At 48.1% G+C, this 25964-nt stretch carries 19 protein-coding genes, 1 CRISPR repeat array and 1 riboswitch; of the genes, 8 read left to right on the forward strand and 11 right to left on the reverse strand.

Annotated elements, in window-relative coordinates; translation table 11 throughout:
• Positions 1-31 precede the first annotated feature (31 nt).
• Positions 32-844 carry an alpha/beta hydrolase gene (locus tag B2M23_RS05535; protein ID WP_052237198.1) on the reverse strand — a complete coding sequence of 271 codons (813 nt, stop codon included), beginning with the start codon at positions 842-844 and terminating at the stop codon, positions 32-34.
• A 249-nt stretch (positions 845-1093) separates the two neighbouring features.
• On the opposite strand from B2M23_RS05535, the gene B2M23_RS05540 reads away from it, so the two are divergent.
• Positions 1094-1768, forward strand: coding sequence for an HAD family hydrolase (locus tag B2M23_RS05540; RefSeq protein WP_038352121.1), 675 nt, complete (start codon positions 1094-1096; stop codon positions 1766-1768).
• 61 nt (positions 1769-1829) lie between these two features.
• Here B2M23_RS05540 and B2M23_RS05545 read toward each other — a convergent pair whose 3' ends face one another.
• The 6 genes from B2M23_RS05545 to thiC all read right to left on the reverse strand — a co-directional run bounded on the left by B2M23_RS05545 (position 1830) and on the right by thiC (position 10008).
• On the reverse strand, positions 1830-3329 hold the full coding sequence (locus B2M23_RS05545) for a B12-binding domain-containing radical SAM protein (RefSeq protein ID WP_038352054.1): 1500 nt from the start codon (positions 3327-3329) through the stop codon (positions 1830-1832).
• Positions 3330-3351: 22 nt separating this feature from the next.
• The gene (bzaD, locus tag B2M23_RS05550) at positions 3352-4677 is read right to left on the reverse strand and encodes a B12 lower ligand biosynthesis radical SAM protein BzaD (protein WP_038352053.1); all 1326 of its coding nucleotides are present in this window, start codon (positions 4675-4677) and stop codon (positions 3352-3354) included.
• 12 nt (positions 4678-4689) lie between these two features.
• Entirely contained in the window at positions 4690-6246 is a 1557-nt protein-coding gene (gene bzaC / locus B2M23_RS05555; protein WP_038352052.1) for a 5-hydroxy-benzimidazole O-methyltransferase BzaC, read from the reverse strand.
• Positions 6233-7309, reverse strand: a complete 1077-nt coding sequence (cobT, locus tag B2M23_RS05560) for a nicotinate-nucleotide--dimethylbenzimidazole phosphoribosyltransferase (RefSeq protein ID WP_038352051.1) — start codon at positions 7307-7309, stop codon at positions 6233-6235. Before cobT ends, bzaC begins: the two co-directional genes overlap by 14 nt.
• Before the next feature lie 118 nt (positions 7310-7427).
• Positions 7428-8711 carry a B12 lower ligand biosynthesis ThiC-like protein BzaB gene (bzaB, locus tag B2M23_RS05565; protein ID WP_038352050.1) on the reverse strand — a complete coding sequence of 428 codons (1284 nt, stop codon included), beginning with the start codon at positions 8709-8711 and terminating at the stop codon, positions 7428-7430.
• A gap of 13 nt (positions 8712-8724) precedes the next feature.
• On the reverse strand, positions 8725-10008 hold the full coding sequence (gene thiC / locus B2M23_RS05570) for a phosphomethylpyrimidine synthase ThiC (RefSeq protein ID WP_038352049.1): 1284 nt from the start codon (positions 10006-10008) through the stop codon (positions 8725-8727).
• A gap of 246 nt (positions 10009-10254) precedes the next feature.
• Positions 10255-10426, reverse strand: a riboswitch (cobalamin riboswitch).
• 328 nt (positions 10427-10754) lie between these two features.
• A CRISPR array of direct repeats spans positions 10755-11702; the repeat unit is 30 nt; unit sequence GTTGAAGATTAACATGAGATGTATTTAAAT.
• Positions 11703-11938: 236 nt separating this feature from the next.
• Between thiC and B2M23_RS05575 the strand changes: the two genes are divergently transcribed.
• The 5 genes from B2M23_RS05575 (at position 11939) to B2M23_RS05595 (ending at position 17814) form a co-directional block, all read left to right on the forward strand.
• The gene (locus B2M23_RS05575) at positions 11939-13126 is read left to right on the forward strand and encodes a phosphoenolpyruvate hydrolase family protein (protein ID WP_038352047.1); all 1188 of its coding nucleotides are present in this window, start codon (positions 11939-11941) and stop codon (positions 13124-13126) included.
• 145 nt (positions 13127-13271) lie between these two features.
• On the forward strand, positions 13272-14486 hold the full coding sequence (locus B2M23_RS05580) for a Tm-1-like ATP-binding domain-containing protein (RefSeq protein WP_038352120.1): 1215 nt from the start codon (positions 13272-13274) through the stop codon (positions 14484-14486).
• Between the two features lie 25 nt (positions 14487-14511).
• Positions 14512-15342: a phosphoenolpyruvate hydrolase family protein gene (locus B2M23_RS05585; protein ID WP_038352046.1), complete on the forward strand. Its 831-nt coding sequence runs from the start codon at positions 14512-14514 to the stop codon at positions 15340-15342.
• Positions 15343-15521: 179 nt separating this feature from the next.
• Positions 15522-16793: a hypothetical protein gene (locus tag B2M23_RS05590; RefSeq protein ID WP_038352045.1), complete on the forward strand. Its 1272-nt coding sequence runs from the start codon at positions 15522-15524 to the stop codon at positions 16791-16793.
• Positions 16794-16938: 145 nt separating this feature from the next.
• Positions 16939-17814, forward strand: coding sequence for a DMT family transporter (locus B2M23_RS05595; RefSeq protein WP_038352044.1), 876 nt, complete (start codon positions 16939-16941; stop codon positions 17812-17814).
• Between the two features lie 6 nt (positions 17815-17820).
• Here the strand turns inward: B2M23_RS05595 and B2M23_RS05600 are convergent, their stop codons facing one another.
• The 4 genes from B2M23_RS05600 to B2M23_RS05615 form a co-directional block, all read right to left on the reverse strand.
• Positions 17821-18402 carry a Maf family protein gene (locus B2M23_RS05600; RefSeq protein ID WP_038352043.1) on the reverse strand — a complete coding sequence of 194 codons (582 nt, stop codon included), beginning with the start codon at positions 18400-18402 and terminating at the stop codon, positions 17821-17823.
• A gap of 139 nt (positions 18403-18541) precedes the next feature.
• Positions 18542-19795 carry an ammonium transporter gene (locus B2M23_RS05605; protein ID WP_038352042.1) on the reverse strand — a complete coding sequence of 418 codons (1254 nt, stop codon included), beginning with the start codon at positions 19793-19795 and terminating at the stop codon, positions 18542-18544.
• Positions 19796-19975: 180 nt separating this feature from the next.
• Positions 19976-20314, reverse strand: a complete 339-nt coding sequence (locus tag B2M23_RS05610; RefSeq protein ID WP_038352041.1) for a P-II family nitrogen regulator — start codon at positions 20312-20314, stop codon at positions 19976-19978.
• A gap of 117 nt (positions 20315-20431) precedes the next feature.
• The gene (locus B2M23_RS05615) at positions 20432-22552 is read right to left on the reverse strand and encodes a glutamine synthetase III family protein (RefSeq protein ID WP_052237197.1); all 2121 of its coding nucleotides are present in this window, start codon (positions 22550-22552) and stop codon (positions 20432-20434) included.
• 799 nt (positions 22553-23351) lie between these two features.
• On the opposite strand from B2M23_RS05615, the gene B2M23_RS05620 reads away from it, so the two are divergent.
• Positions 23352-24455 carry a class II glutamine amidotransferase gene (locus B2M23_RS05620; RefSeq protein ID WP_038352040.1) on the forward strand — a complete coding sequence of 368 codons (1104 nt, stop codon included), beginning with the start codon at positions 23352-23354 and terminating at the stop codon, positions 24453-24455.
• A 3-nt stretch (positions 24456-24458) separates the two neighbouring features.
• On the forward strand, positions 24459-25964 hold the full coding sequence (locus B2M23_RS05625; RefSeq protein WP_038352039.1) for a glutamate synthase-related protein: 1506 nt from the start codon (positions 24459-24461) through the stop codon (positions 25962-25964).

Raw genomic sequence — 25964 nt, forward strand, 5'->3', positions numbered from 1 at the left:
TTATGCCACAGGGCCCTTTTAATATGCGTATTTACAACCGGTTTTCAATCCAGCGGGTTACATCTGCCATGACCTGGTTTTTGACGGACTCATTAAAAATTTCATGCTGTGTGTTGCCGTAAATTTTCAGCTGTTTATCCTCGGAGGCGATCTGTGCAAAAAAATCGGTGGAATCGCTTGGGTCAACCAGTGTGTCTTTTTCACCGTGGAGTAAAAGGACGGGGAGGCAAAAAGTGGGATTTGCGGTTAACTGCTGGATACCGAGTGTCAGCCGCTGGCTCAGTCCAGCCGTAAAGTAGGAAGCGTTTAAAGGGTCGGTCTTGTAGGCGGCAGTAACTTCGGGATCTGAGGTCAGCCGTTTTGCCAGCTTGTTTGGAAAACGGGTCAGAGGGTCAAGGGACTGGGAGATACGGCTGAAGCCGCCCAGGTTATCCCGGGTGGCCGCGTCAAACAAAATGGCGCCTTCTGCCTTATCGGGATATTTTGTACAAAAGTCAGCCACGGCAAAGCCGCCCATGCTGTAGCCCAGCAGAAAGCGCTTAAGGCCTGGATTTTCCTCTGAGGCGATGTCCACAATACGGTGGAGATCCTCGGTGATTTCATCCGGTGCGCTGTAGAAGCCACGTTCCCCTTCGGACTTGCCATGTCCCCGGAGGTCGTAGCGGTACACCTTAAACCCGCGGTCAAAAAGTTTCTGGGTGACTGCTGCGTAGCGTCCTGAATGCTCACACATGCCGTGGCTGATGATCACCACAGCCCTCGGGGATTCGGGTGTATCGGTTGTCATATAAAGGTTCAGGCCATCATAGGCCTGTATCATTTGCATGATTTTTTCTTTTTTCATGGTTCACCTCGTTTGAAAGCGTTTTAAATATTATATCAGGCCTTTCTTAAAGCTGTATGTTTTTTAGAATGATTACAGCGAACAGCTTTCTGGCTCAAATTTAATGAATCCAATTTTTGCAGCATGTTGTTGATTTTGCCAAAATGGTCTATAATGGTCAATGAATATTGATTATTATAGAGTGCGACAATGAACAGGGATACATTTTGCGGACAGAAGGAAAGCACACTTTTTTATAAAGGAGAAATTATGTTAAGGGCAGTATTTATTGATTATACGGGAACCATCATGAAAGAAGCGGGAAAAGACGTTGAGGAAATGACCATGCGGCTTTATAAAAACAGCGATATTGAAAGCCCGCAGGCTATGCTGAACTACTGGTGGGGAAAATTGAAAAAGTATGAGAACGAAAGTTTCGGCGACGCTTTTTTAACGGAGGACGAGATTGTGGACAAGCTTCTGGCAGACTGTGTCGAGGAGCTGAATCTTCAGGAAAATCTGGAGGAAGCCCATGAGCTTTGCCGACGTTTCTGGATGTACGCGCCAGCTTTTGAGGACGCCAAGCCATTTTTTGAAAATTGTCCGCTGCCCATATACGTTATCACTAATAATGGCGTCCGTTATGTGGGAGAAGGTATGAGGCACAAGGCACTGGAGCCGGCGGGCATTATCTGCGGCGATATGGCAAGGGCCTATAAACCGCATCGGGAGCTTTTTGAAAAAGCACTGGAGATCAGCGGCTGCAGTGCCCAGGAGGTCATTCATATCGGCGATTCTATGGCGTCGGACGTGGCAGGCGCCCGCGCGGCAGGAATCCGTCCGATCCTCCTTGACAGAAAGGGAACACAGGAGACGGATGGTGTTATGGTGGTGCGTTCCCTGGATGAAGCGCTGGCATTTATCGTGAAGGAGCTTGAACAATAAGCACTGTATAAAAATAGAAATAAAAAACTCCGGAAATCTGTAAATAGATTTCCGGAGTTTTTTATGCGGTGATTTTGTCAATTTCAGCGTTAAAACAGCGGACCCAGTCCTGCCTTTCGGCTTCGGTGATATCGCCTTTTTCCAAAAGCTTTAAGGCGTTTTCAAAGCCATCCACCAGGAGATGGTTGATGGCCTGATAGCGCGCCACCGTCTCGGGATCGCCCGAGGCGCTTTTCTGCCAGGTATCATGCATATAGTCAAAAATATGGTTGGTAATATCCCGCATCATTTTTGCCATGGTAGCAACGCTGGGATTGACATAATTGGTGTTGGCCTCGTAGGTGGAATGCTCGGAAATGTTCAGCCGTCCCGCAGCCAGAAGGTCGTGGTAGGAGCTGCTGCCCGCCAGGATAATCTGATGGTGGTAAAGTACATTGACGGATATTTCCAGGGTTTCCAAAAGGGCGTTGCGCTTTAAAAATTCCAGGTTGATCTTCAAGTCGTTGATGGTGGAGTCAGGCTCAAACATGATAAAGCCTACACTGGGCTCGATACCGGCCTCGCGCAGCACCCGCAGAGCGTTTTCGTTGTCTGCTACTGTCGTATATTTATTGAGCCGCTTCAGGGATTCGTCCTTGCCGGATTCCAGGCCGACAAGGATATTCTGCAGTCCGGCGTCCACCAGTGCCCTGGTGGTTTCGGGCTCGATATCGTTGGCCCTTGCCTCAATGCCAAAGCGGATATTGCGTTCTTTTAAAAGGGCGGCCAGCTTGAGTACGCGTTCCTTTCCAGCCTTTCCAGGGCCATAAAAATTGGGATCGGTGAAATAGAAATAGCGATAATCGGTCTGAGCGATGATCTGGTCGATTTCTGCGATGATGTTTTCAGGAGAGCGGCCGCGCCACTTGGGACAGTGCATTTCATCTGCGCCATAATAGGGGTTAATGTAGCAGAAGGTGCAGCCCCCGTAGCAGCCGCGGCTCCCGAAGATATTGACCTCGCCGCCAGGGTAGGAGGCTGCCTTGCGAAGCGGGAAGGGCAGACTGTCCAGGTCGCGGACCAGCTCACCCCGGCTGGCCTTATAGCCGTCCTTGCCCCGGTAAGCCAGGCCCTTTAAGCCCCTGTAATCCGGGAGGTTTGCCATGAGGTTTATGATGGTTATCTCGTTTTCTCCAAGCATGCAGGTGTCGATGTCTGGACACCGGTCCAGGATTTCTTCATAGGCAAAAGTGGGGTAGTAGCCGTATACGGTCACATGGCTGATTTGATATTTTGCTTTTACTCTGGCAATAAAGTCGTAGAGGGTGTGGTTATCCTCCCAGTTATAAACCAGGTGGATTCCCAGCACCTCAGGCTTATGGGCGGCGATGCGGGCTTCGATGGCTTCGTAGCTCAGGTTTTCCATATAGCCCTCTACAATGGCGGGCTGATAACCTTTTTCAAGCAGAACGGCGGCCAGATAGCCGCTGTTCAGGCAGGAGGACAGGGTGGTGTTGGCAATGTCATTCTGACGGTCCTCGCCGGGTGTTCTGGGATGTTCGAGTAGTAGGATTCGTTTCATTTAATCGCTCCAGTCTTTGTTATTAGGCGTCCTGCCACATAAAGATATTTCGTTTGTTATGGTAGATTTCAAGATCGTAACGAACAGTTTTAAAGGGATCGGGATTATAGTAGGTGGGGAAAAGCAAATCCGTTTTGGGCGTGATAACGCCGTTCTCCAGCGCAAGCTTTTCAACCTTGGTATTTGGCATAATGCGGATCAGGTTGAGTACGATAGTACCGATGGTTTTTGAGGCAGCGTGGATGTCGTAGATCTGGTCGATGAGCGCTTTTCCCTCATCCACTGTTTTCCAGGTATCACCGGGCGTGTTGACCAGGAAATGATAAACAGTGGTGATGCCCACGTCTGACAAGACCTTGGCAGTGTGAAGAATCTCATCGACAGTCAGGTGCTTGTCCAGAATATCCAGAGCAGTCTGGCTGAGCCCGTCTGGCGACAGGGAGAAGCACTCACAGCCGGAATCCCGGTATAGCGGGGCGTTTTCCGGAGTCAGCAGATTTTCTCTGAAAAAGCCGCTCCAGTGGATATCCAGCTTGCGCCGGATCAGCTCTTTGCAGATGTCGTCCAGATGGTTTGCAGGGAAGTTGACGATGGAATCGGTGAGGTGGATACGGCTGACGCCGTATTCTTTGTGCAGAAACTCGATCTCATCGACCACAGACGCTGGCTCACGGCACCGCATACCACAACCGGAGAGAAGCGGATAAGAGCAATAGCCACAGTTATAGCAGCAGCCACGCTTGGTTTCAACCCCTACGCTCTCCACATATTTGTTGACCCTCAGATATTCCCGCGGGTCTAAAAGCTCGCGGTTAGGCATGGTATAGCTGCCCATATCAAATTTTCCCACAGGAGGAACCATTTTCACTTCGCCATTTTCACGGTAAACCAGCCCGGGTAGCTTTGGCGGATTATCGATGCTGTCCAGAAGTGGCAAAATAATTTCTTCGGCTTCTCCAGCAACACCCAGATCGATTTCGGGAAATTCCCGCATCAGGCGTTCTGGAAAAAGGGAAAAGGCGGTGCCTCCGGCCATCAGGGTGATGTCGGGCAGATAATGCCTGATAAAGGACAGGGTAATGGCAAAGGGAACGATCAGCGAGGTGGTCCGGTTGCCCAGCGGGTCCACATTTCTCAGAGAAATACCAATGATATCCGGCTGATAACTGAGCAGTTTTTCACGCAGCTCACTGTAGGGGTCTGCAGCCATGTTCATATCAAAAATTTCCAGGCTGTATCGTCCAGCCTTTTCAATGCAGGAGGCCAGGGTGACAATACCGATGGGGTAGACACGCTCGATGTCCATGCCTTCCATGGATATGGCCTGAATTAGTAGGATTCGTTTCATTTTCAACTCCGTTTACTCCAAAAGCAGCAACGCGTAATACTTAATGACCTCACCGCGCTCACTCAGGGTTTTCAAGGACTCTCCGGCCTTTTTTACAGTGGCGAAAACGTCAATACCCGAGCCTTCCATGGACGGGCGTGAATGGGCGTGGTTGTTGCAGGGAGCGGTGAGGTCACAGTCTGGACAGATGCTGCAGGGGCCGGCCCAGAAAACAAAGGCTTTATAGTAGCCAGCTTTAAAGGCAAGGGTTTCAGCCCTCAGTGCCTTGCGCTGGAAATCGCCGGTGGGCGGCTCACTTTTTAACAGGAGGGCTTTGCTGAAGCTGTTCACAAAAGCCTTAGTCTCATCTGCGCTCATTTCCTGATTGCTGCTGCAGTGCTTCTTATCCCAGGAGCGGCACCCGAATTTGCATTTGTTTTTAGCAAAGGGGGCGACGACCACGTCCTTGGGGTCATAGGGCATCACTTTGTCAAAGCCAATGGCTTTGATGGGCTGTAAAATTTTCTGGACTGGTGTAATGGTCAGGCTGTCAAGTGCGGCGGACTCTCTGGCAGCAAAGATTACAGCTGTATCTGTCTGCAGAGGGATGAGCCCTGTGGTGGACAGACCGCTGTTTTTAAGGGCCTGATCGACCCATTTTGAGTCAAAGACTTTGCCGTTATAGGTATTGATGAACATATTGATATCCGAAAAGGCAGCCTTGATGTCCCAGTGATCCAGAAAAAAGTCGTGAATCAGCAGGATGCCATCCTCTGAGAGGAGCTGGGACGCGGTTTTTAAAATACCGCTGATTTCTTCTTCAGCATAGGCGTGGACGATGTTGGACAATATGACGATATCATAGCTGCCCTCAAGCTGCCAGTCAGGCTCCAGAATATTCTGTTCATGGAACAGGACGCGGTTTTTAGTATCAAGAGGGCTTTTTTCAACAAGCTTCCGGGTCTGTGGCAAGACCTGGCGGATATCCACCAGAGTGGCCTGGGCATCCTGGAACTTTTCAAGAAAGCCAAGGGCAAAAGCGCCGCTGCCTGCGCCGACATCCAGAATACGGGCGCCAGGCTTCAGGCTGTTTCCGAAGCATTCAAGAATCTCTGGAACCTTCAGCCTGACAATATTGTCCATAGCCGTGATGTATTCCTCACGCCGGGCGTCCATTTCGGTGTCACTGATGTTTTCAGGGGGAAAATGGACACGTCTGCCGGCTTCAAGGGCCGGCTTTAAGGTGTCCCAGTCGGCTTTGATCTCACGCCGCCACAGGATAGAATTCCCCTGATAAAGCGGCTTTCCTTTAATGAGATAGGTGCTTGAGAGCGTGGTATTATACCAGCTGTTTTCATAGCAGTCTACAAGATCCAGGGTTTTTAGCAAATGCAGATAGCGGGCCAGACTGGATTCGTTGCAGTTCAGAGCTTTTGCCAGTTCGGGAAGGGGTGCGCTGCCTTTCTCCAAAAGCTCAAAAAGGCCCATGTCCAGGGCCGTAAAAAGTGATTCCGAATACCAGTAGGCAGTGGACAGATCTTCAAGATACTGTCCACCGGATGTGTTGGGGTCCCATTTAAGCGAGGCCATTGGTGACTCCTGCGTCTTCAAAGGTGAGCATGTCGTTCATGCACCGTGCGGCGCATTCCACGAGATGCATGGCCACCGCAGCACCGGTGCCCTCGCCAAGGCGGAAATTAAGATTTAGAAGCGGATGCATTCCCAAAGTCTGCCACATCATCTGATGTCCTGGCTCCTCGGACTGGTGAGAAGCGATCATATAGTCTGCGCAGGTGGGGCAGAGGCCTTTGGCAATTAGCGCGCCGGCAGTGGAGATAAAGCCGTCCACAACCACTGGCACCTTATTATAGGCGGCGCCAAGGATCATGCCGGCAATACCGGCGATATCATAGCCGCCGACCTTTGACAGTACGTCCAGAGCATCGTTTTTATCTGGATTGTTGAGCGCGATGGACTCGCGGATAATTTTAATTTTGTGCATGAGGCCGGCGTTGTTAAGGCCTGTGCCGCGTCCTGTAATGGAGGTCAGAGGATATTCTCCCATAACCGCGAGAATGGCCGCGCTGGGGGTGGTGTTGCCAATACCCAGGTCACCGGTACCCAGAAGCTCGACGCCCTCCTCCTGAATCATTTTTGCAGCGATATTGATGCCGGCTTCCAGGGCAGCGATTGCCTGTTCCCTGCTCATGGCTGGCCCTTTATGGAAGTTTTCACTGCCGTGAGCGATCTTAGCGTCGATGATGGCGCCCTTTTTTACCAGATCGGGCATATCCTCTTTAACGCCCATGTCCACCAGCCGCACCTCTGCGCCGGAGGCCTTTCCCAAAACGTTGACGCCTGCTCCGCCAGCGACGATATTGGCGACCATCTGCATGGTTACCTCCTGAGGAAAGGCAGAAACGCCCTCCTCAGCAATTCCGTGGTCAGCCGCCATGGTCAGAATCATTTTTTTATCCACACAGGGGTGGATGGTCCGTTTAATTCCAGCCAGCTGGACGCCGAGTGTCAGGACCTGTCCCAGACTCCAGGGCGGAATGGCAAGTGATTCCACATGTGCGCAGGCTTTGGATTCCCAATCGGGGTCCTTTGGTTCAATATTTTCGATAACGTCCTTTAAAGTTAATGCACTCATGATAAATACCTCATTATATGAATTTTGCAAATTTCAGGTGATCTTCAAGCTTAATTATAGCACTAATCTCAGCGGTAATGAGAAAGATTTGCCTGATTTTCAGACCATGGTCAACAGATCAGGCAATACCGAAAAATTCAGCCGCGATATCCGCCGGGCATTTGCTTTTGCCGCAGGCAGCACAGCCATGGCTTTCGGGCTCAGATTTCAGCTTGCTTTCAAGGTATTCCGGATCAAGGGCATTGGCAATCTGGGCTTTTTCATCCCGTGCTACCCGCGCCTTGGACATTGCCAGAGAGCGGTTCCACGCGTTGCCGCCCCGTTTTAAAACATTGGCGGCATCCGCTGCGATTTTGGTCGTGCGGACGCCCATGCGTACATCATCTTCGTTTGGCAGGCCCAGATGTTCTGCCGGGGTCAGATAGCAGAGGAAGTCTGCGCCATGCATGCCGGCAAAGGCACCGCCGATGGCCCCTGTGATGTTATCGTAGCCTGGAGCCACATCAGTGGCAAGGAAACCGAGAATATAGTAGGGAACACCGTAGCAGAGCTGCTTCTGGAGCTGCATAGTGGTTGCAATCTGGTTAAGCGGCACGTGCCCCGGTCCTTCAATCATGACCTGTACACCGGCCTCCAGGGCGCGTTTAGTCAGCTCACCAGCAACAACCAGACCCTGTACCTGGGCAGCGTCCAGAGAGTCTGCATTGGCGCCTGGGCGGATGGCATCGCCGATGGATAATACAGTATCCGTAGCTTTGAGAATTTCGAGCAGGCGGTCAAAGTGCTCATACAGCGGATTTTCTTTTTCGTTGTGGAACATCCACGCAGTCAGAAAGGAGCCGCCGCGGCTGACAACGTCGGTAACACGGCCGCTTTTTTTCAGGGCATTTAAAACCGACCAGTTTAAAGCAGAGTGGATGGCCATGAAATCCATGCCCTCCTGGCATTGTTTTTCCACTGTGTCAAAAAGGTCATCCTCGGTCATTGCAACCATGCTGCCGTGTTTTTCAATGGCTTCGACACTGGCCTGGTAAACAGGTACGCAGCCTGCCGCAATATTGGAGATTGCGAGGCTCTGTTTGCGCATGGCGTCAATATCGTCACCGGTGGATAAATCCATAAAAGCATTGGCGCCGCATTCTTCTAGAATTTGCAGTTTCTTTGCTTCCATTTCCATATCATTACGGTCAGAGGATGTGCCCATAAGGCCGTTGACCTTTATATCCAGGCCGCCTCCGATACCGCAGATTTTATTGCGGCTGCGAAACTTGTTTTTGGGGATGACGATGTGGCCTTTAGCAACCCCTTCACGTACAAATTCCGGGGTAACGCCTTCAATCAGGGCGACTTTTTCCATTTCTTCTGTAATATGGCCTTTGCGGGCTTCTAGCATCTGTGTCATTGTCTTGTCCTCCTTACTCTGCTCTCAAATATTTTTCAACAATCTTCATGGCGCAGTATTTACCGCACATGGTACATTCCGAAGTAAAGCTGGTGCTGCGTTCACGCCAGACGCGCTCAGCGGTTTCAGGGTCGATGGACAGCTTGAACTGTTCTTTCCAGTTCATGGCACGGCGGGCGACAGACATATCCAGATCCCACTTGACAGCCTGAGGATGTCCCTTGGCAACATCGCCGGCATGGGCGGCAATCCGAGAGGCCATGACGCCCTGATAGACATCATCGACGTTTGGCATACCAATATGCTCAGCCGGGGTGACATAGCAGAGGAAATCTGCGCCGGCATAAGCAGCAACAGCGCCGCCGATGGCAGAGGTAATATGGTCATAACCGGCAGCTGCGTCAGTCGGCAGACAGCCGAATACAAAGTAAGGAGCACCGTAACAGAGCTTCTTTTCAAGCTGTACAGTTGTGGCGATTTCATCGAGCGGTACGTGGCCAGGCCCTTTAACCATAACCTGTACGCCGGCTTCTCTGGCGCGTCTGACCAGACCGCCGAGGATGACCAGCTCCTCAACCTGAGCATGATCGAGTGAGTCGGCAATACAGCCCGGGCGCATACCGTCCGCAAAACTCAGCACAACATCGTGTTTTTTACAGATTTCAATGAGGCGGTCAAATTCAGTATATAAAGGATTCTCGGTATTGTTATAGAGCATCCAGCCGATAAGGTGAGAGCCGCCGTAGCTCACAAGGGGATCAATGCGGCCTTCATCCTTAGCGCGGTGAATAACTGAAAGAGTGGTTCCGGGATGCAGCGCAATGAAAGCAACGCCCTGTGACGCCTGTTTTTCAATCATGTCGAATAGATCGTCCGGCGTCATGTCCAGCGCGGTGCCATATTTTGCTTCTGCGGAAGATAGGGTTTCATACATGGGCAGTGTGCCTACCGGACGGTCAACAGTAGACAGCACCTTTTCGCGCATTTCCTCAATGGGCCCTCGGACAGAGAGATCCATAAGGGTATCCGCATGAGCCTTGACCGCCGCGTCGATTTTTGCCATTTCACCATCGATGGTATCATCTGCTTCATACATTCCCACACTGGCGCTGACCTTGGTAAACAATCCTTTTCCTACAGCTACCGGATGAATATTTTCTCTTGAGCTGTGCAAGATTACGATTTCCCCTTTAGCGACACCTTCGCAGATAAATTCTGGGGTAACGCCTTCTTTTTCAGCAACGTACTGCATTTCCGCGGTAATCTCACCGCGTTTCGCTTTTTCCAACAAAGTCATGGTTTTTAAATCCTCCTAAAACAAAAAAATTTGGTGGAATGGCGTTTTTATTTTGCCGTCCTCAGCGTGCTGCTTCGGTGTTCTGTGAACACCTTTGTCGTATGCTGAAGTGAAAATAAAAAATCGCCTTAAAGCAAGCTTTGGCGATTCTTTCCTTTTCACTTCAGCACACGACTGTTTGCTGTCACGAAAAAAATGGTAAAATCCATAGCTGCTTTACCAGCTATGAACTTTACCATCGTTCATACGCGTTAAGAATCATAGGCAGGTCTCCTGACTTACGGATTAACATGAACCGACGCCTTCCCTTTCAGTGGCACTTGCCGGTCACTACCGCTTACAGTGATGGGTTCGCTCAGGACTTTCACCTGATTCCCTATTCTCCCCTTACGGGGCACCATATCATTCATAAATATTAACTTGATTTTTATTATAACGGCATTTTTTTCTTTTTGCAAGCGTTATCTGCAATTTTTTGTGTACTATAAAAAAACCATTTCAAGAAAAGTCCATAGGGAGTTGCCCTCAGGGGGCTTTGCGCGTATAATTTTATTATGAGAAAGATTTAAGAATTTCCCAGGCATCTTTTGGTGCAGATGGGTAAAAGGAACCGTAAGTAAAGGCTTTGGAAAGAAAATGGGATGAAAATATCATAAACCTTAACGGCTTGGTAAAAATGACAAAAAATGGCTAAGCCAAAGGGATTGGAAGGTATTCGTTAATTTAAGATTGGCTCGATTGCTATGGTTGAAGATTAACATGAGATGTATTTAAATTTAATCCTGTTAATAAACTGCTGTTTTTTAGTCATCGTTGAAGATTAACATGAGATGTATTTAAATGAATGGAGGTAAGGATTGATGGACAAAATTAATTGGGTTGAAGATTAACATGAGATGTATTTAAATTAACCCACGGCTCCCATAGCATTACAATCGAACGCTGTTGAAGATTAACATGAGATGTATTTAAATCTGAAAGGGGAAACCGGGCCGCAAGGCGAACGTGGTTGAAGATTAACATGAGATGTATTTAAATGCAAAGAAGATGAAGGCTATACCCTGTCGGGCTTGTTGAAGATTAACATGAGATGTATTTAAATCTATCATTATAATATAAAAGATAAATAAAAAGACGAGTTGAAGATTAACATGAGATGTATTTAAATAAAGCCATGGGAAAGTCAAGGGGCTTGGTAAGTTGAGTTGAAGATTAACATGAGATGTATTTAAATCTGGATGTTTTGAATGCCTTTGAAAATGGACAACTTGTTGAAGATTAACATGAGATGTATTTAAATGCAACAGCAAACGTAACAAGTATCGGACTTAGACAAGTTGAAGATTAACATGAGATGTATTTAAATATAGCAAATAGATAGTTTAAAAATTCATCCATAGGTTGAAGATTAACATGAGATGTATTTAAATACGTTATCCCTGATCTGGCGGTCGAGCTGACGCAGTTGAAGATTAACATGAGATGTATTTAAATAAGTCACCAGAAGCCGTTAAACAGGCATTGGACGAGCGTTGAAGATTAACATGAGATGTATTTAAATTGTTGGTGACAATATTGACGGTTTTACGCACAAGTGGTTGAAGATTAACATGAGATGTATTTAAATGCTTTTTTATACTCTAAATCTGCATCAAGTTTTGTAGGTTGAAGATTAACATGAGATGTATTTAAATTTGCTTTAAACATTTTATTGTCTCTTTTTCATTTCGTTGAAGATTAACATGAGATGTCGCCATTGTAAACAACAATATACAGAGCTTTTCAAACTGTATTTTGTGAATGTTAAGTATTGTTTTACTGGCTATTGTAGTGTTAGTGTTCTAAAGGGAATTTACGAAGCAGAGGTGTAGCTTGGGCTGGTTTTAAGTATATTATCGGATAATGGATAAAAAGATGAGGAGGGAAGTGCATGCTTTCGAGGGAAGTTTTTCTGGAGAAATTGAGAAGGGAAATTGAGGCAGAGAATCATTTGATTGCCGTCGCGTCTGGAACGGGGCTGACGGCAAAATACGCGATTCAGGGCGGCGCTGATTTTCTTCTGGCGCTGAACTCAGGCATTTTCCGCGGGATGGGACGCGGTTCTCTTGGCGGACTTTTGCCCTATGCCAACAGCAATGATATGGTTTATGAGTTTGGTATTCGGGAGCTTATTCCGTTGGTGGGTGATTTTCCAGTGGTATTTGGCCTGAACGCCACAGATCCCACAAGGGATATGGCTGCTTATCTCGATGAAATCAGGCAGAGTGGTTTTATCGGCATCAATAATTACCCGACTATTGGCCTCATTGATGGTAAATTCAGAGAGGCGCTGGAGGAAAATGGCAGTGCTTTTGAGCATGAGGTAGAGGTTTTTCGCATGGCTCATGAGCGGGGAATGGTGACGGTGGCTTTTGTGTTTGATGAAAATCAGGCAGGGGCAATGCTAGACGCTGGGACAGACATACTCTGTGTACATCTCGGTCTTACTCAGGGGGGGATGCTGGGAGCGGCAAAGGCGCTGTCTCTGGTAGCCAGTAAGGACCGTATTGAGGCGATTTATGCACTTTGTGACCGACAGCGTCCTGAAGTTATTAAAATGCTGTATGGCGGCCCGGTAAAGACGCCAGTGGATGTCCAGTACATGTACCAGAACACCAGCGCCCACGGCTATATCGGCGGGTCAGCCTTTGACCGGATTCCCACAGAGAAGTCTCTCATGAACATTACCAAGGCCTTTAAGACAACCGACGACATTGATGAGAGTGATCTGATGTCCAAAATGCTTAATGGCATTACCAAGTATTACGATTATACGGGTTTTATAAAGGAATATGTAAAGGAAAACTACATGAATGAGATATCCTTTTTGGATCTCGCAAAGGTCTGCCATGTATCAAGAAGTCATCTGAGCGCTCTGTTCAAAAAAGAGGTGGGATGCAGCTTTCCTGAGTATCTGGTCAACTTCAGGATTCATAAGGCGGCCAAGCTGTTGAAAGAAGAAAACTTAAGGGTTTCTGAAGTAGCTGAGCTGGTAGGTTATCAAGATGTAGCCCATTTCAGTAAAATATTCAAGAAATATATGGGCGTTTCACCGAAAACGGTTAAACATAAGACATAAACACAAATCGGAAAGACATAAGCACATGTACTTTGTAAAGGATTGGCAGTATCATATAAGTACACCGGATAATACAGATGCCCGTTATTGGGAGACAATGGCTGTCTGAAAATCATCTGGAATCTTTTACAGGGGGTAAATGCATTTGAAGACAATCGCAATTGCAGGAACATTTGATTCTAAAGGTCATGAGTATGCGTATGTCAAGGATCTGATCGAAAGCCTTGGACTGAATACACTGACCATTAACACCGGGGTTTTTGAGCCGGTATTTGAAGCAGATGTTTCCAACGAGGAAGTCGCAAAAGCGGCGGGAGCAGACATAAAGGAAATCGCAGCTAAGGGTGACCGGGCTTATGCGACAGAAATTTTATCAAAGGGAATGGAAATTCTTGTTCCAAAGCTCTACCAGGAAGGTAAGTTTGACGGGATCATTTCCTTTGGCGGAAGCGGCGGAACCTCTCTGGTAACACCGGGGATGCGTAAACTGCCTATTGGCGTTCCCAAGGTAATGGTATCCACCATGGCCTCCGGCGACGTATCAAACTATGTCGGTACCAGCGATATTGTCATGATGCCGTCTGTTGTGGATGTAGCGGGCTTAAACTCCATATCCACTAAAATCTTTGCCAATGCGGCCTTTGCCATTGCCGGTATGGTAAAATTTGAAGATACTCATGTGATCGAGAAAAAGCCGCTTGTAGCAGCCACAATGTTTGGCGTTACCACGCCCTGCCTCACAGCAGCTCAGGAATATCTGGAAGCCAGAGGTTATGAAGTGCTCATTTTCCACGCGACCGGTACGGGCGGGCAGTCTATGGAAGCCCTGGTAGAAGGCGGTTTTATCGAGGGTGTTCTGGATATTACGACAACAGAATGGGCAGACGAGCTGGTCGGCGGTATCCTGGCGGCAGGACCGCACCGCCTGGAAGCAGCCGGTAAAATGGGCGTTCCACAGGTCGTTTCAGTCGGTGCAGTGGATATGGTTAACTTTGGCCCAATGGATTCTGTTCCTGAAAAGTTCAGGGGGCGCAATCTGTACAAACATAATCCGATGATTACCCTTATGCGGACAACCACCTTAGAAAATAAAGAAATCGGTCATGTCATCGCTGAAAAGCTGAGCGCAGCAAAAGGGCCGGCAACCATCATGTTACCACTTAAGGGCGTATCTGGAATTGACGCTGAGGGTGAACCTTTTTATGGTCCAGAAGAGGATAAAATGCTCTTCGATGCCATCCGCAGTGAAGTTAACCGCGATGTGGTAGATCTGGAAGAATTTGACCTGCACGTCAATGATAAGGAATTTGCAGAAGCGGCAGCTCAGAAGTTAATTGACTTAATGCAGGCTGCCAAATAAATAAAATATTTAAAGGAGAACGATAATGAATCAACAGACAAGAGCGGAAATTGTTAAAATGTACAAGGAACAGAGAGCTAAAGGCGATATTTTAGTTGGTGTCGGCGCAGGTACCGGGATCACAGCCAAAAGCAGTGAACGCGGCGGCGCAGACATGCTGATCATCTACAACTCTGGCCGTTACAGAATGGCCGGACGCGGCTCTCTGGCAGGCTTACTGTCCTATGGCGACGCTAACCAGATCGTTGTTGAGATGGCGTCTGAGGTACTGCCTGTTGTCAAGGATACTCCGGTACTTGCAGGTGTCTGCGGTACAGACCCTTTCCGCGTTATGGATGTTTTCTTAAAAGAGTTAAAAGACATGGGCTTCAGCGGCGTTCAGAACTTCCCGACTGTTGGTCTGATCGACGGCGTTTTCAGACAGAATCTGGAAGAAACAGACATGGGTTATGACCTGGAAGTTGAAATGATCCGTAAAGCGCATGAACTGGAGCTTTTAACCACACCTTATGTTTTTGATCCGGATCAGGCACGTAAAATGGCAGAAGCTGGCGCAGATATTTTAGTTGCTCACATGGGTCTTACCACTAAAGGAACCATTGGTGCGAAAACCGCTTTAACTCTGGATGACTGTGTTGTAAAAGTACGTGACATCATGGAAGCTGGCCGCGAGGTAAATCCGGATATTATGGTTATCTGTCACGGTGGTCCGATTGCAGAACCGGAAGACGCAAAATATGTTATTGACCGTATCGATGGCATTGATGGTTTCTTCGGCGCTTCCAGCATCGAACGTTTCGCAGCAGAAAAAGGCATTACCGCTCAGACAGAGGCTTTTAAAGAAATTAAAAAATAAATATTGAACAGAATCTCTTTTGGGGACTATGAGAGATTTTTTACCCGGCAGCCAGTATAGGCTGCCGGGTTTCTTAATTTTACCAAAAGCGTCCTGTTATTACTGAAAACGACTGTGACTTTCACTCGTTTTGGGGTACAATAAAGTTAATTGAATTCTATAAAAGGGGGAATGCGATTTTGAAGAAAAAATCCATGGCAACCACGGTTGCTGTCATGTCTGTCATTGCTTTATTTGTCTTTGGCTGTGTGCAGTATGTTAGCGCCAACGATACTAATGAACCGGTCACCGCTGCCGATGGGTCTGTGACCCTGACCAGTAATGAAAGGATTCAGGGCGATATGACCATTAGAGAGGGAAGTGCGGAAGGTGATATTTATGTCCGCAATACCCAGGTGGATGGTGACATTTTCGTGATTCCCGATGCGGACAGTAAAACCGTCCATCTGGAAAATACCAGTTTCCAGGCTCTTGTCGTCAATAAAACCGGAACGATAGTAACGCTCGACAAAACATCTCATGGCAACAGCTTTTATGTCAGCAGTCCGGCGGCAGCCGAAATCGGCGGAAAAATACCAGAGGTTAAAATTTCTCAGGTAGCCGGTGGCAGTAATCTCACTATTACACCCGATGCCGGGGTTGACCAGATGGTCATTGACGGACAGCAAACAGAGGTTACCATTAACAGCAGCATGAAAAAGGTAGTGGTCAGTCCAGGCGCTGCAGGCTGCCGTCTGAATATTAACGCCCCAGTAGAAACCCTTGACTTGAACGCGAGAGTGGATGCTGTTGTTGGAGCAAATATCCAGACCATGTTGCTGACTGACAGCGCAAAAGGAAGTAATGTTACTTTGGCAAACGGCGCTGTAATTGATAATTTTGCCTCTGAGGCACAGATGACCCTTGGAGGAGACGGCAGCATTAATACCATGTATGTCAATTCACCTGCCAACATTACAGGTAGTGTGACAACCGGTAAAATTAATGTGCTGAACCATCCCATTGAACGCAAAGCAGAAGGAAATGCCATTAATATGGACCCCAATGCCAGCCCGTTCCAGATGTCACAGCCTCCGCTGCCAATGATTACACAGTCTCTGGAACAGCCTGAAAACCGCAAAGCAGAACCGTCTTCAGCTTCTCAGAGCACGGAAAACGCAGCACCAAGACAGGAAGTCACTGCTGCGCCTGAACAAACTGTAACGCCGTCAGCGCCGGAAACACCGGCAGCGACGCCAACGCCTGAGCCGGCACCAGCCCCCGCACCGACTCCAGAGCCAACACCTGAACCAGCGCCGGAGCCTGAACCAGCGCCGGAGCCGGCACCAGAACCTGAGCCGACACCCGAGCCTGCTCCAACTCCAGACCAGACGCCCAGTAATGATGAATCAGAAGCAGCTCCGCAGCCTACTGCAGTGGTTGTAGAAACAGATGACGCTACAGTTCGTTAATTCTCTTTATTAAAATAAAACCAGTTCGGATCACGCAAGTCCGAACTGGTTTTTTATTTTGAAGATTTGCTTGACGAATGGTTCTGAAAAGCTTAGACTGGATAGTACTCACCCAAAACAAAAACGACTGACCGGGAAATGGTGTATGATGAGAAACTCAAAGAGTATTATATACGGAAGCTTTATCATTTTGCAGTGCATGTTCTGGGGACTGGGGAATCCTGTTGCTAAAATAGGAATGGAAACCATCAGTCCCTTTTATTGTCTTGCCCTGCGTTTTTTGATCGCCTTTATTATCTGTTATGGTTTGTTCCGCAAAAAAATTAAGACGCAGGTTAATAAAAATAATTTTAAAGACGCGGTGGCCATCAGTATTTTTAATGCTGCGGCCTTTATTTTTTCAACGCTGGCACTCATATACAGCAGTGCGACCATTGCGGGTTTTTTGATGGCTCTGGCGGTTATTTTCACCCCATTTATGGCCTATATTGTTCTGGGCAGGAAATTAAAAAAACGGACACTTATCTTCGTTGGTCTGGTAGTGCTGGGCCTTTATTTTTTGTGCGGAAGCCAGGGAGGCTTCAGTTTTGGAATCGGTGAGCTGCTGGCCTTGATGAGCTCGATTTCCTACGCGGCAACCATTACCTACAGTTCAAAGCACGTAACCAATATCGGGCCGGAGGTACTGTCAACCATTCAGGCTGGTGTGGCAGCTGTTATCTGCTTTGTTTTTGCGTTTCTTTTGGAGGATGGTCAGGTGCTGACCCAGGTTGGTCTTACAGGATGGTTTGCTGTGGTGTATCTGGCACTTGGCTGCACAGTAATAGCTTACCTGCTTCAAAATGTTGCGCTTAAGCATCTTTCAGCTGTTTTTGTATCGCTGGCCCTTTGCTCAGAGCCGATCTTTACAGCCTTCTTTTCATTCTTTTTACTGGGAGAGCGCCTTACGCTTAGCGGTGTTTTTGGCGCTGCTTTGATTATGGCAAGTATTGTACTGGCCTCGCTCTTTAATGGAGAGTGAAGCGTTTTATCTTTGTGGTGGGCTTATCTGCGCTTCAAAGCTTTTGAGCTCCCTTATAAGTCGGCTGATGGGCAGGCCGACCACATTGTAGTAATCACCATTGATCTTTTCCACAAGTAGAGCGCCTTTTCCCTGAATACCGTAGGCGCCGGCCTTATCCATGGGTTCTCCGGTGGCAATATATGCCCGTATTTCGTCCTCAGACAGAGGAAAAAAGCTAACATCTGTACGCGTACAGAAAGCATTTCGCTCGCCGGATTTGGTGTAAATACAGACACCAGTAAAGACCTGATGCGTTTTTCCGGAGAGCGCAGACAGCATCTCAAAGGCATCTTCTTTGGTAGCAGGCTTGCCGTAAATGTGTTTGCCGGCAGCGACGACTGTGTCTGCGCCGATGATGAGATCATCGGGAAATTGTTCAGCAGCCAGCTGGGCTTTTCTGGTGGCAAGCATCATGACCGCCCCCTCGGGCGGGGTACAGCAGATAATGGTTTCGTCAGCGTCCACCGGGCGGGCTTCAAAGGGAATGCCTGCCAGGGTCATGAGCTCTCTGCGCCGTGGTGACGCAGAAGCGAGAATAATTTTCATAAAAAACTCCTTTTTTATTTCGTGTTGGTTAGCCTTATTATATGCCCGGAAATCTAAAAAAACAAGCCTCCCGCGCGAAGGCAGAGAGACTTGCTGAAGGAGAGCAAATTTTATAGTGGTGTTCTGATAGTTTGATGTTTTACTGGATTCTGCTTACAAAGTCCGCGTAGGCTTCGCATCCATGCTCATGAACATCAAGGCCTTCAATTTCAACCACCCGCGGCACCCGGAGGCCGTGGCATTTTTTAATGATGAAGAACATCACACCTGAGGTAACCAGGGCCCAGGCTGCGACTGCAATGATCCCCAGGAGCTGTACACCCAGCAGGGAGGCGCCGCCGCCGTAAAGCAAGCCGGTGACAGCATCCTCTGTACCAGGGGCGTAGTTGGCTAAAAGCCCGACCAGCAGGGTACCCATAACGCCGCAGCCGCCGTGGACGCTGATCGCGCCGACGGGATCATCAATTTTGAGCTTGGCGTCGATAAAAGGTACCAGAAGCGAGACCGTGATACCGCAGATCAGACCCACGAGAAGTGCGCCCCACAGAGTGATGACCTGACAGCCGGCAGTGATTCCCACCAGTCCGGCCAGAACGCCGTTGAGTGTCATGGAGACATCGGGCTTGCCATAGCGCAGCCAGGTAAAAAACATGACGGTTAAGCCGCCGGCACAGGCAGCCAGATTCGTGGTCATGGCAATATGGCCAATGTCCCCGTTGACTGCCAGGGTAGATCCGCAGTTAAAGCCAAACCATGCAAACCACAGGATGAACACGCCCAGAGCGCCCAGTGTCAGGGAATGGCCTGGAATGGCATTGGCCGAGCCGTCTTTATTGTATTTACCGATACGCGGCCCGACCATGACAGCGCCCATCAGGGCAACCCAGCCGCCGACTGAGTGGACAGCGGTGGAACCGGCAAAGTCGATAAAGCCCATCTGTGCCAGCCAGCCGCCGCCCCAGATCCAGTGGCCCGAAACGGGGTAGATGATTAAGCTGACAAAGGCAGAGCAAATGCAGTAGGCGGTAAATTTTGTTCTTCCAGCAACAGCGCCGGATACGATGGTGGCTGCAGTTGCACAGAAAACCGTCTGGAAGAAAATGAACAGCTCTGGCGTAACTGCGTCAAACTGTTCCAGAGATAGAGAAGTAGGGTTGAAAAAACCGGAAGTACCGATAAAGGCGCTGTCGCCGCCAAACATAACGGCAAAACCCACACACAGGAACAAGACAGAGCCGACCATAAAGTCGACGAAATTTTTCATGATAATATTACCAGCATTTTTGGCACGGGTAAAGCCGGTTTCCACCATGGCAAAGCCTGGCTGCATGAACATAACAAGACATGCCGCAAGAAAAACCCATACAATATCTGCTAATTGTTGCATTTCCATAATAAGACCTCTTTCTGAATAAAAAATAAGGGATCGGTTTTGATTTTTAATAAGATACGTAAAAATCAAAATCTATCCCCGTTGATAAATAATGGCTTAAGTATTAAACTGTTAAAAGTGCGTTTTGAATATTATTCACTGGTTCTGTAAATAGGAAAGGGTTTGGATGTGGAATTGTTATTAAAGGGCATCTGAACCGGTTTCTCCGGTACGGATACGGATAACGTCAGAAACGTCGTAAACAAAAATTTTACCGCCGCCGATTTCATCGGTGGTAAGGCGGTCGGTTACCAGCTTGATGATGATGTCGGCAGTCTCATCGTCTGTAATGGTTTCGACCTTGATTTTTGGCAAAAAATTTACCGTATAGGATGTACCGCGGTAGGATTTTTTAAAGCCCTTTTGGTTACCATAGCCCATAATGTTGGTAATCATCATGCCTTGAACGTCGCAGGTATTTAAAAGGTCTTTTAAATCCTCCAGCATGTCGGGCTTGACGACTATTTCTAATTTTTTCATAAGAACCTCCTTGCAAATTTTATAATAAAAAAAGAGGAGCCCGGTTCTGGATAGATTTCCAGAGTCACGGGCTCCTCTTTGAGCCGATTAAGAAGTGGTTATAGATTAAAAGGTGTTTTATACATAGAAGAGCAGGTCTTCATAGATGGGGAATGGCCAGTATTTTTCGCCGACCATGGTTTCCAGTTCATCTGCGGTTGCGCGCAGGCTTTCCATGGCTTCGATGACCTTGCTCTGATAGAACCTGGCCTGTTCCTGTACATCTTCGATGCCCTGGGCTTCAATGACCGTCTTATCGAGAATTTCGACTTTTTTAACCAGAGAGCCAGATAATTTAGATACATTTTGGAGGACTGTTTCTTCGGCAGTTGCGTCGATGAAATCACCGAGGGCTTTTTTCTGAGTTAAAATATTTGCCAGATCCTTGGTGTAGTCCAGAACAGCTGGAAGGATCTCACGTTTTGCCATGGTCAGCATGGTTAAGGCTTCAATATTAAGGGTTTTGCTGTAGTCCTCAAAATGGATTTCCTGGCGGGCATCCAGCTCACCGTGGGTGTAAATGCCGTGCTTGTCAAACAGCTCGACATTTTTGGGCTCACAGTAAGTTGCGAAAGCATCCGGTGTGGCTTTCAGATTTGGTAAGCCTCGGCGTTCTGCCTCTTCAACCCACTCTTCAGAATAGTTGTTGCCGTTGAAGACAACCCGCTTATGTTCTTTAAGGGATTCTCTTAGCAGGTCGATCAATGCAGTTTCGAAATCATCCGCGGCTTCCAGCTTATCGGCAAATTCGCCGAGCACTTCAGCAACCATGGTGTTGAGCGCAATGTTCGGGCCGGCGATCGACTGGTTTGAGCCGAGCATTCTAAATTCAAATTTATTACCGGTAAAGGCAAAAGGCGATGTGCGGTTACGGTCGGTTGCGTCGACAATAAAGTTTGGAACTGCGTCAACACCCAAGTCCATAACCAGATCTTTTGCTTCTTCGACCGGCTTGCCGGTTTCGAGCGATTTAAGGGCCGGTGTCAGCTGGTCTCCCAGGAAGATGGACACAATGGCCGGCGGCGCTTCATTTGCGCCGAGACGGTGGTCGTTGCCGGCACTGGCGACAGTACAGCGCAGTAACTCGGGATAGCGGTCAACCGCTTCGATAACAGCGACCAGGAAGGTTAAAAACTGTAAATTTTCGGAAGGTGTTTTACCAGGATTCAGCAGGTTTTCACCGGTGTCTGTGCTTAAAGCCCAGTTATTGTGTTTACCGGAGCCGTTGACGCCGGCAAAGGGCTTTTCATGAAGCAGGCATTGCAGGTCGTGTCTGAAAGCTACCCTCTGCAGGGTTTCCATGATCAGCTGGTTGTTGTCAGTAGCCAGGTTGGAGGTTGAGAAAACAGGCGCCAGCTCATGTTGCGCAGGAGCAACCTCATTGTGGCGGGTTTTTGAAGGAATGCCAAGCTCCCATAATTCACGGTCAACATCGCGCATGAAGTGGCAGACACGTCCGCGGATACGGCCAAAGTAGTGGTCTTCTTTTTCCTGTCCTTTGGGGGCTTTTGAACCGAATAAGGTTCTGCCGGTGAGGATCAGGTCCTTACGTTTTTTATACATATCTCTTTCAATCAGGAAATATTCCTGCTCAGCGCCGACAGTGGTTGTAACCTTTTTAACATCCGTTTTGCCAAAGAGTCTGAGAATACGGATGGCCTCGTCACTGATGACCTTCATGGATCTTAAAAGCGGTGTTTTTTTATCCAGAATTTCACCGGAGTAGGAAATAAAGGTGGTTGGAATATAGAGTGTTGTTCCTTTCACAAAAGCAAAGGAGGTCGGGTCCCACGCGGTGTAGCCTCTGGCTTCAAAGGTTGCGCGAAGGCCGCCGGAAGGGAAAGAGGAAGCATCCGGTTCACCCTTGATCAGTTCTTTACCGGAGAATTCCATGATGACCTTGCCTTCTTCAGTTGGGCTGATAAAAGCGTCGTGCTTTTCTGCGGTGATACCAGTCATTGGCTGGAACCAGTGCGTGAAGTGGGTAGCGCCCTGTTCTAAAGCCCAGTCCTTCATGGCGTTTGCAACCACCTCGGCCACATTTTCATCAAGAGGGGTGTCCTCTTTAATGGTACTCATCATGGACTTGTAAATGTGCTTTGGCAGACGCTTACGCATTACCGTAATATTAAACACTTTTGAACCGAAAAGATCAATAACGTCATTCTTACAATCTTTTACTTCTAACTCTTCAGACATAACAGCCTCCTAAATATAGATAATATGATTTTATTTTTCCTGCGTATGATAATAATACATGGGGTCAATTATAATGTAAAGGGAAAGATTAACCGGACAGAGGAAAGGGAGATTCCTCTGCGCGGTCATCGTTCCATGAGGGGAGCGGAAAAATTGAGGCGTTTCTCCGCCGATTAATTAAGGTATCCTGAGGAACTTATAAACAGTTCGTTTTAAGGAAGCATTCGTTGTCGATAAAAATAGATGCAACTGCCTGTGGAAGAAAGATACCGTCATTAATTTTTTGAACTCAAGTGATGAAGATAATAAAAAAAGGCGCTATTAAAAGTGCGAAAACACTCTCAACAGCACCATTGCTATCTTCAATTGCGGAATGTTGTTTCCGCGTTTCTCTCAAGTTGTGATGTCATTATAGACCAATTCCAGAGGCTTGTAAAGGGGTTTTTAAAGAAAAACGCGCTGAAACGGTTATCAAGATTACAATAAATTTACAAAAGCATATTGTATACATTTTGCAATCCTTATCAATCCTTTTTTGATTGAACTTGTATACAATCTATGGTATAAATAATAAAAATAAATAAGTACTCGATTAAGAACAATGGCGTTCGAACCGTACAGGATCAAAACAGACTGTGTATGCACAGATGGATAACACTGGCGTTGTCCAATCTGGCACATGCGAGTTCAAAATAAGATTTTTGAAGTTTTGGTCAGGGCTTGGTTCGTCATGTTCTTTTTTTATTGTTTTATTCAGAGACAATGCAGTATTCAATTTATGTAAAAGAAGGAGAGAGCTATGTTAAAAAAAGAAGGACAGATCAGAATCCCAAGCGGTTGTGCGATCTCGGGGATCATACATAAAAAGGGAAAGCCCGTGATTAACGGCAGCCAGATTGTGGATTCCATCGCAGTGATGCACGATCGTTCCAACGGTCTGGGCGGCGGCTTTGCAGGATATGGGATTTACCCGGAATACGCAGACTCTTATGCCTTTCATGTCTTTTATGACGACTTTAAGGCCAGACAGGAAACGGAGCGCTATTTGGATAAATACTTTGACGTGGTCAATCTGAGCCGGATACCAGTGCGTAAAAATAAAAATATCAAAGACGAGCCTCTGATATGGCGTTACTTTGTCGATCCGATCTTCACCAAAATACAGGAGGAGAAGGGAGAAATTGATGAAGAAAAATTCATTGTTGATACGGTATTCTATATCAATACTTACATCGACGGCGCCTATATCTTTTCAAGCGGAAAGAACATGGGCGTTTTTAAAGCGGTTGGGTTTCCTGAGGATGTCGGTGATTTTTACAAGCTTGAGGAATATGACGGCTACTGCTGGACCGCGCACGGGCGATACCCGACCAATACGCCGGGCTGGTGGGGAGGCGCTCATCCCTTTGCTCTTCTGGATTACTCCATTGTCCATAACGGGGAAATTTCCTCCTACGATGCAAACCGGCGTTTTATTGAGATGTTTGATTATAAATGCACTCTCTTGACCGATACCGAGGTTATCACCTATATTATTGATTTTCTAAACCGAAAGCAAGGCTTTGATTTTGAGGACATCGCCAGCATCATTGCCGCGCCTTTCTGGGAAGAAATCGAAAAGATGCAGCCAGAAAGGGCCAGACGCTTTAAAACGCTGCGCAACACCTTTGCCAGTTTGCTGATAACCGGCCCCTTTTCAATTATGTGTGGCTTTACCGATGGATTAATGGCTTTGAACGACCGGCTGAAGCTGCGTTCGATGGTGGCTGGAGAAAAGGACGATGTGGTTTATATCGCCAGTGAGGAGAGCGCGATCCGCGCAGTATGTCCGGATGTAGGTAATATCTGGGCGCCAAAGGGCGGTGAACCCATCATTGTCCGAGTGAATCGTGAAGGAGAATAAACAATGGGAATCAATTATATTTATCCGCAATATGAAATTGTCAGAAATCCAAACCGCTGTATCAAATGCCGTGTCTGTGAAAGGCAGTGCTCCAACGATGTGCACAGCTACGATGAGGAGCTGGATGTTATGAAGGCAGACGAAACCGGCTGCGTGGACTGCCAGCGCTGTGTGAGTATGTGCCCGACACGCGCCCTTAAGATTGTCAAGACCGACAACCAGCTCAAGGAAAATTACAACTGGAAACAGAGTACCATCGAGGAGGTTTATCGTCAGGCTGGCAGCGGCGGCGTCCTGCTGTCCTCCATGGGAAACCCAAACGAATACCCGGTATACTGGGATAAAATGCTCATCAACGCCAGCCAGGTAACCAATCCGTCCATCGACCCGCTGCGTGAACCCATGGAAACCAAAGTATTCCTGGGTAAAAAGCCTGGTCAGCTGGAGATGGATAAAGAAGGAAATATTATTTCTGAGATTCCACCACAGATTGAGCTGGAGCTGCCCATTATGTTTTCGGCCATGTCCTATGGCTCTATCAGTGAAAATGCCCATAAATCCCTTGCCCGCGCGGCAGCGGAGCTTGGAACCTGCTACAATACCGGTGAGGGCGGTTTGAACAAGGGCCTGTATCCGTACGGCCGCAATACCATTGTTCAGGTAGCTTCAGGCCGCTTTGGCGTGCATGAGGATTACCTGATGGCCGGCGCGGCCATTGAAATTAAAATGGGACAAGGGGCAAAGCCCGGGATCGGCGGTCATCTGCCGGGCAAGAAAATTGGGGAGAAGGTGTCAAAAACACGCATGATTCCAGAAGGGGCCGATGCGATTTCGCCGGCGCCGCATCATGATATTTATTCTATTGAAGATCTGAGGCAGTTGATTTTTTCCTTAAAAGAAGCCACTGGCTATACCAAGCCGGTGATTGTCAAAATCGCCGCGGTCCACAATGTGGCGGCCATTGCCTCGGGGATCGCGCGCTCTGGCGCGGACATTATTGCCATTGATGGCTTTAGAGGCGGTACCGGCGCAGCGCCGACCCGTATCCGTGACAATGTCGGAATTCCCATTGAGCTTGCGCTGGCATCTGTGGACCAGCGCCTCCGGGATGAGCAGATCCGCAATGATATCTCCATTGTTGTCGGCGGCAGCATCCGCAGCTCCGCCGACGTGGTCAAGGCCATTGCCCTTGGCGCAGACGCCTGCTATATTGGCACAGCCGCCCTTCTGGCGCTCGGCTGTCATTTATGCCGCCACTGCCAGAGCGGCCGCTGCAACTGGGGGATCGCCACTCAGCGTGAGGATCTTGTAAAACGGCTGAATCCGGAAATTGGCGCAGAACGTCTCACGAACCTCATGCGCGCCTGGAATCATGAAATCCAGGAAATGATGGGCGGTATGGGCATTAACTCCATCGAATCCCTGAAAGGAAACCGTCTGATGCTGCGCGGTATTGGCCTTTCCGATAAGGAATTGGAAATATTAGGAATAAAACATGCGGGGGAATGA

It is taken from the genome of Eubacterium limosum (assembly GCF_000807675.2).
Lineage (GTDB): Bacteria > Bacillota > Clostridia > Eubacteriales > Eubacteriaceae > Eubacterium > Eubacterium limosum.

Coding starts and splice junctions, on each gene's coding strand:
- B2M23_RS05535 (WP_052237198.1), bottom strand. CDS start 844: ATGAAAAAAGAAAAAATCATGCAAATGATACAGGCCTATGATGGCCTG.
- B2M23_RS05540 (WP_038352121.1), top strand. CDS start 1,094: ATGTTAAGGGCAGTATTTATTGATTATACGGGAACCATCATGAAAGAA.
- B2M23_RS05545 (WP_038352054.1), bottom strand. CDS start 3,329: ATGAAACGAATCCTACTACTCGAACATCCCAGAACACCCGGCGAGGAC.
- bzaD (WP_038352053.1), bottom strand. CDS start 4,677: ATGAAACGAATCCTACTAATTCAGGCCATATCCATGGAAGGCATGGAC.
- bzaC (WP_038352052.1), bottom strand. CDS start 6,246: ATGGCCTCGCTTAAATGGGACCCCAACACATCCGGTGGACAGTATCTT.
- cobT (WP_038352051.1), bottom strand. CDS start 7,309: ATGAGTGCATTAACTTTAAAGGACGTTATCGAAAATATTGAACCAAAG.
- bzaB (WP_038352050.1), bottom strand. CDS start 8,711: ATGACACAGATGCTAGAAGCCCGCAAAGGCCATATTACAGAAGAAATG.
- thiC (WP_038352049.1), bottom strand. CDS start 10,008: ATGACTTTGTTGGAAAAAGCGAAACGCGGTGAGATTACCGCGGAAATG.
- B2M23_RS05575 (WP_038352047.1), top strand. CDS start 11,939: ATGCTTTCGAGGGAAGTTTTTCTGGAGAAATTGAGAAGGGAAATTGAG.
- B2M23_RS05585 (WP_038352046.1), top strand. CDS start 14,512: ATGAATCAACAGACAAGAGCGGAAATTGTTAAAATGTACAAGGAACAG.
- B2M23_RS05595 (WP_038352044.1), top strand. CDS start 16,939: ATGATGAGAAACTCAAAGAGTATTATATACGGAAGCTTTATCATTTTG.
- B2M23_RS05600 (WP_038352043.1), bottom strand. CDS start 18,402: ATGAAAATTATTCTCGCTTCTGCGTCACCACGGCGCAGAGAGCTCATG.
- B2M23_RS05605 (WP_038352042.1), bottom strand. CDS start 19,795: ATGGAAATGCAACAATTAGCAGATATTGTATGGGTTTTTCTTGCGGCA.
- B2M23_RS05610 (WP_038352041.1), bottom strand. CDS start 20,314: ATGAAAAAATTAGAAATAGTCGTCAAGCCCGACATGCTGGAGGATTTA.
- B2M23_RS05615 (WP_052237197.1), bottom strand. CDS start 22,552: ATGTCTGAAGAGTTAGAAGTAAAAGATTGTAAGAATGACGTTATTGAT.
- B2M23_RS05620 (WP_038352040.1), top strand. CDS start 23,352: ATGTTAAAAAAAGAAGGACAGATCAGAATCCCAAGCGGTTGTGCGATC.
- B2M23_RS05625 (WP_038352039.1), top strand. CDS start 24,459: ATGGGAATCAATTATATTTATCCGCAATATGAAATTGTCAGAAATCCA.